The organism is Pseudomonas sp. P5_B2, assembly GCF_056400445.1.
Window position 1 is genome coordinate 1 of record NZ_JBFULH010000290.1, and the last position, 5,210, is coordinate 5,210.

At 57.3% G+C, this 5,210-nt stretch carries 5 protein-coding genes; 1 reads left to right on the forward strand and 4 read right to left on the reverse strand.

The window, feature by feature from the left end; all coding sequences use genetic code 11:
- The 3 genes from AC1DRJ_RS18570 to AC1DRJ_RS18580 all read right to left on the reverse strand — a co-directional run.
- The coding region (locus tag AC1DRJ_RS18570; protein WP_477803446.1) for an FAD-dependent oxidoreductase at positions 1 to 1,061 on the reverse strand (1,061 nt) is incomplete at its 3' end.
- Between the two features lie 136 nt (positions 1,062 to 1,197).
- Positions 1,198 to 1,761: an alkyl hydroperoxide reductase subunit C gene (gene ahpC / locus AC1DRJ_RS18575; protein ID WP_477803447.1), complete on the reverse strand. Its 564-nt coding sequence runs from the start codon at positions 1,759 to 1,761 to the stop codon at positions 1,198 to 1,200.
- Positions 1,762 to 1,911: 150 nt separating this feature from the next.
- Complete coding sequence (locus AC1DRJ_RS18580) at positions 1,912 to 2,850, reverse strand: site-specific integrase (protein WP_477803448.1); 939 nt, start codon at positions 2,848 to 2,850, stop codon at positions 1,912 to 1,914.
- 178 nt (positions 2,851 to 3,028) lie between these two features.
- On the opposite strand from AC1DRJ_RS18580, the gene AC1DRJ_RS18585 reads away from it, so the two are divergent.
- Positions 3,029 to 4,039 carry a DNA-binding protein gene (locus tag AC1DRJ_RS18585; RefSeq protein ID WP_477803449.1) on the forward strand — a complete coding sequence of 337 codons (1,011 nt, stop codon included), beginning with the start codon at positions 3,029 to 3,031 and terminating at the stop codon, positions 4,037 to 4,039.
- Here AC1DRJ_RS18585 and gorA read toward each other — a convergent pair.
- Positions 4,036 to 5,210, reverse strand: a 1,175-nt coding sequence (gorA, locus tag AC1DRJ_RS18590; RefSeq protein WP_477803450.1) for a glutathione-disulfide reductase, incomplete at its 5' end; no start/stop codon positions are given. The genes AC1DRJ_RS18585 and gorA overlap by 4 nt on opposite strands.

Sequence of the window (5,210 nt, forward strand, 5' to 3'; positions counted from 1 at the left end):
CCCTTGAACAGCGGACCGTCGCAGTGCGGGCAGAAACATACGCCTTTGGCTTTGTATTGCTGCTCGCCCGGTACGCCCATTTCACGCCAGCGCGCGCCAGTGGCAAGAATCAGCGCCTTGGTTTTCAGGGTGGCGCCGCTTTCGAAACGAACCTCGTGCAACTCACCGGGATTCTTCGCCGGGATCAGTGCCGTGGCTCGCTGCAGGTTCATGATATCGACGTCGTACTGTTTGACGTGCTCTTCGAGGGCTCTGGCCAGTTTGGGCCCTTCGGTTTCTTGCACGGAGATGAAGTTTTCGATGGCCATGGTGTCGAGCACCTGCCCACCAAAACGCTCTGCCGCGACGCCGGTGCGAATACCCTTACGTGCCGCGTAGATGGCCGCCGCCGCACCGGCCGGGCCACCGCCAACGATCAGCACATCAAAGGCATCCTTGGCGCTGAGCTTCTCGACTTGACGCTCAATGCCGCTGGTGTCGAGCTTGGCGAGGATTTCTTCCAGGCCCATGCGGCCCTGACCGAAGTTCACGCCGTTCAGGTAAATGCTTGGCACCGCCATGACCTGACGCTCATCGACTTCAGCCTGGAACAGCGCACCGTCGATGGCGACGTGACGGATGTTCGGGTTCAGCACGGCCATCAAGTTCAACGCCTGAACGACGTCCGGGCAGTTCTGGCAGGACAGCGAGAAATAAGTCTCGAAGCTGAACTCGCCTTTGAGTGAGCGAATCTGTTCGATCACTTCAGCACTGGCCTTCGAAGGGTGGCCACCGACTTGCAGTAGCGCCAACACTAACGAAGTGAATTCGTGGCCCATCGGGATGCCGGCGAAACGCAGGCTGATGTCGGCTCCCGGGCGATTGATCGAGAACGATGGCTTGCGTGCATCGTCACCGTTATCGAGCAAGGTAATTTGCGTGGAAAGACTGGCAACGTCTTTCAACAGTTCAAGCAACTCCTGGGATTTCGCACCGTCGTCGAGGGAAGCAACGATCTCGATCGGCTGGGTGACCCGTTCCAGGTACGATTTCAACTGGGCTTTAAGATTGGCATCCAACATACGGGCGATTTCCTTTTTCTGTTTCATAAAAAGCAGACATAAAAAAACGCCCGAGCGAATCTCGCCCGGGCGTTTTTGAGGGCGGTTGCAGCTTACTTAGGTGCGGAATCCCGCCCTGATGATGCGATCCACAGACTTAGATCTTGCCGACCAGGTCCAGGGACGGAGCCAAAGTGGCCTCGCCTTCTTTCCACTTGGCTGGGCAAACCTGGCCTGGGTGAGCARCGACGTACTGGGCAGCCTTGATTTTACGCAGCAGCTCGGAAGCGTCACGGCCAACGCCGCCATCGTTCAGTTCAACGATTTTGATCTGGCCTTCAGGGTTGATCACGAAGGTGCCACGGTCAGCCAAGCCTGCTTCTTCGATCAGTACGTCAAAGTTGCGGGAGATGGCGTGAGTCGGGTCGCCGATCATGGTGTACTGGATTTTGCCGATGGCTGGCGAAGTGTTGTGCCAGGCAGCGTGGGCAAAGTGGGTATCGGTGGAAACGCTGTAGATCTCGACGCCCAGTTTCTGGAACGCGTCGTAGTTATCAGCCAGGTCTTCCAGCTCGGTCGGACACACGAAGGTGAAGTCAGCCGGGTAGAAGAAAACCACAGACCACTTACCTTTCAGGTCCGCGTCCGACACGTGTACGAAGTCGCCGTTTTTGAAGGCGTCAGCTTTGAATGGTTTAACTTGGCTGTTGATGATAGGCATCGATGACTCTCCGTCAGGGTTGAAAAGTTTGGTTAACAAGTTGATGGGGTGAATCCTACCCATTCGATCCCCGGATGGCTCATTGGCAAACCTCATGCTGTTGATTTGTTTTCGCTATTAGCCGACGGTATTAATAGAAGAAAACGTGATCTACAGCGGCAACGGCTTTTCAGCAAGTCGGGCCATGCCGAGGAACGGGCTGGCTTCAACATAGCGCATGGCGGACTTCATATCCTTCCAGCCCACGTAACTCATCAACGACTTCAAGTCCCAACCGCTTTGATGAGCCCAACTGGCAAACCCGCGTCGCAGGGAGTGACTGGTGTAGTGCTCGGCGGGAATGCCGGCACGCTCCAGGGCCTGACGCAGTAGCGGGATGACGCTGTTGGCGTGCAGCCCCTCCTCGCTCAAGTGGCCCCAACGGTCAATGCCCCGGAACACCGGCCCGCGAACCAGGGCAGCTTCGGTGATCCATCGAATGTAGGCGTTCACCGGACACAGGCGCAGCAAGGCCGGGGTCTGGTAAGTCTTGCCGAGGTTCTCGCGATCACTCTTGGTTCGCGGCAAATAGAGCGTGATGCCGGAACTGGCGATCGCCTGAACATGTTCGATCTGTACACGGCACAACTCATCACTTCGAAACCCGCGCCAGAATCCGAGGAGGATCAGCGCCATGTCGCGCCTTGCTCTCAGGAGAGTCGGTTGATCATCTTGAGATTTGGCGGTTTGCGCTTCAAGTTCCAGCCAGGCAACCACTTGCTCCAGATGCTGGAGCTGCAAAGGTGCGGCCTGTTTTTCCTGCGCCGGGTGCAAGGCACGAACGCCTTTGAAGACTTTGCGCACCACTGGCGCCTTGGTCGGATCGGGAAACCCTTGGCTGTTGTGCCACTGCGCCAGCGCCGATAAACGCAACTTCAGCGTGTTGATCGATAACTCCCCCGCATACGCCACCAGATAGCGCGCGACGCTGTCGGCAGTCGCAGGCAGAAACCCGCCCCAACTGACTTCGAAATGCTCAATCGCCGCCCGGTAACTTCGGCGGGTATTGTCGCGCGTGGCGGCCTGTAAGTATTGATCTAGCTCAGTCATCGGCTCAATTCTCTAAAACGTACCGCTTTGGTGGGTGCAATCGCGCCCCACGGCCTATCACACGGGGTAATACCAGTATATCCCGCATGAGAAACTGACATTATTTATCTTTATTTTTTAGATGGTACACTGCGTACTTTAGTGGCATGTACCACAGTACAAAATCGTAGGAGAACTCATGGCTCGTGGCGGCGTAAATAAAGCAGTGGTGCAAGCGGCACGGTTGGCGATCCTCGCCCGCGGCGAAAATCCAAGCATCGATGCAGTACGGATCGAAATGGGCAATACGGGTTCGAAAACCACGATCCACCGCTATCTGAAGGAGCTGGATGACGGCCGTGAACGGGCCGAGCCTGCACCGGAATCTATCGATGACGAACTAGCTGGCCTGGTTTCACGATTGGCTCAACGCCTCAAGGAAAAGGCCCAGGAACCCGTCGACCAGGCTCGCGAGCAGTTTGATCAGCAGCGCAAAGCGCTGGAAAGCCAATTGGCAGAAGCCCAGGAAAGCAACACCGAATTGCATCAGCAGTACGAGATGCAAAGCCTCGCGCTGACTCAGGAATCGGAATCGCTTCAAGAAACCCGATCGATGTTGCAGACCGAGCAAACCCGCAACGCCGGGCTGAGTCAGGCGTTGGCCGGCTTCGAATTACGCCTGCAGGACAGGGACGAGCAGATTCGCTCACTGGAAGAAAAGCACCTGCACGCACGCGAGGCCTTGGAGCACTACCGTAACGCCGTCAAGGAACAGCGCGAGCAGGAACAAAGCCGCCACGAAAGCCAGGTGCAGCAGGTTCAGATGGAATTGCGCCAGGCGCAGCAAAGCGCAATGGTGCGCCAGGATGAGATCACTCAACTGCACCGCGACAATGAACGCTTGTTCACCGAAAACCGTGGTGCCCAGAGAGAGCTGAGCCTGTTGCAGGATCAACTCAAGCAAACCAATAGCCGCCAAGACCAATTGCTGGAACAGATCCATCGTATCGACAGCGAACGCACCCTCCTCCARGAACGCTTGCGCGTCGCGCTACTGGACAGTCAGTCGCTGAAGCAGAGTGCTGACGAGCAGTCGCAGGTAAATAAAGCGCTGGAAATCGAGCTGCTCAAGACTCAGGCAAGCCTGGATGAAAGCGTGCGCCTGGCGGCTGCCAGAGCGACAGCGCCAGACGCAGCCAAAGACGATTAACCCGCGACAGGCGTACGCATGGTGACGAACTCTTCGGCGGCCGTCGGGTGCACGCCGATAGTTTCGTCGAAGTCGCGCTTGGTCGCTCCGGCCTTCAAGGCAATGGCCAGCCCCTGCACGATCTCACCGGCATCCGGCCCGACCATGTGACAGCCGAGAACCTTGTCTGTCTTGGCGTCCACCACCAGTTTCATCATCGTGCGCTCCTGGCATTCAGTCAGGGTCAACTTCATCGGGCGGAAGCGGCTTTCGAAGATCACCACCTCATGGCCGGCTTCGCGGGCGTCCTCTTCGCTCAAGCCCACGGTGCCGATGTTTGGCAGGCTGAACACGGCGGTCGGGATCATCTTGTAATCCACCGGGCGGTATTGCTCAGGCTTGAACAAACGTCGCGCCACGGCCATACCTTCGGCCAAGGCGACCGGCGTCAGCTGAACTCGACCAATCACATCGCCGAGCGCCAGAATCGAAGGCTCGGCTGTCTGGTACTGCGCGTCGACCTCGATAAAGCCTTTTTTGTCGAGTTTGACGCCGGTGTTTTCAAGCCCAAGATTATCAAGCATCGGACGCCGACCGGTCGCATAGAACACACAATCAGCCTCCAGCTCGCGACCATCCTTAAGCGTCACCTTCAGGCTGCCATCGGACTGCTTGTCGATACGCTCGATGTCGCTGTTGAACTGCAAGTCCATGCCACGCTTGGTCAGCTCTTCCTGCAAATGCTTGCGCACCGCGCCATCGAAGCCGCGCAGGAACAACTCACCGCGATACAGCAACGTGGTCTGGGCGCCCAACCCGTGGAAGATGCCGGCGAACTCAACGGCAATGTAACCGCCGCCGACTACCACAACACGCTTCGGCAACTCCTTGAGGAAGAAGGCCTGGTTGGAACTGATTGCATGCTCATGCCCCGGAATTTCCGGAATCTGCGGCCAGCCACCGGTCGCGATCAGGATGTTTTTAGCAGTGTGGCGCTCGCCATTGATCTCGACTGTGTTTGGATCGACGATTTTGGCGTGACCTTCATGCAAGGTCACGCCGCTGTTGACCAGCAAGTTGCGGTAAATGCCATTCAGGCGATTGATCTCGCGGTCCTTATTGGCGATCAGCGTGGCCCAGTCAAACTGCGCCTCGCCCAGCGTCCAGCCAAAACCGGACGACTGCTCGAAGT

What these genes read in the sequence shown, in the direction of transcription:
- AC1DRJ_RS18580 (WP_477803448.1), bottom strand. Translation starts at nt 2,850, where the DNA reads ATGACTGAGCTAGATCAATACTTACAGGCCGCCACGCGCGACAATACC.